The following is a 608-nucleotide window of genomic DNA, read 5'->3' on the forward strand; positions in this document are numbered from 1 at the left end:
CCCGGGTCTGAATTAAATGAATCACGGGCACCAAGATGCCTCAGTTTTTTTAACGGATTTTTCCGGCAACCAGAGAGATCGGACGAACGCCGATGCGGACGGGCCGTGGTCCTTTTTAGGGAAGATGCACCCGAGGATCGAGTTGCGAGGGGAAGTTCAGAAAAAAACCGAAGCGAATGCGCTTCGGCAAGAGCCTCATGCTGAGACCCGAGAGAACTAAGTGAGTACGGCTTGGCGAGGGGTGATTTTCAGCAACTCAAGCAATTCCCCTTTGTAGAATCGCGCCAACCCATTGGTGCCGTGACCGCATGTGTCCTCGCTGGCAGGGATGAGAAGCAGGCGACCATTGGGAATAAGGTGCATCGCACGATCCATTAACCCGGTCTCGGGCGGGTAGCGTTCGTCGTCAGCCGCGTTGATGGCGAGAACTCTAGCCTTGATGTTCTTCAGACCGGCTGCCGGGTTATAGCCCCGCGAGGCGTTCCACTGATAAACGAAATCGTTGGCGTCTAATGTGAACGGCTGGGCCAGCTTGGCGTCGACGTATTTATCTGCCAGCTCTGTCGTCGGTGCTGCTTTTTGGCAAGCAAGTGTTCCGCCGTTGGTAG

The 608-nt window shown here is 55.3% G+C and carries 1 pseudogene; it reads right to left on the reverse strand.

Annotated features, from left to right (window positions below):
- Positions 1-216 precede the first annotated feature (216 nt).
- A pseudogene (locus P7F28_RS07270) lies at positions 217-608 on the reverse strand (hypothetical protein); the annotation flags it as partial.

The sequence above is a fragment of the Caballeronia sp. BR00000012568055 genome, from assembly GCF_029439455.1.
Classification (GTDB): domain Bacteria; phylum Pseudomonadota; class Gammaproteobacteria; order Burkholderiales; family Burkholderiaceae; genus Caballeronia.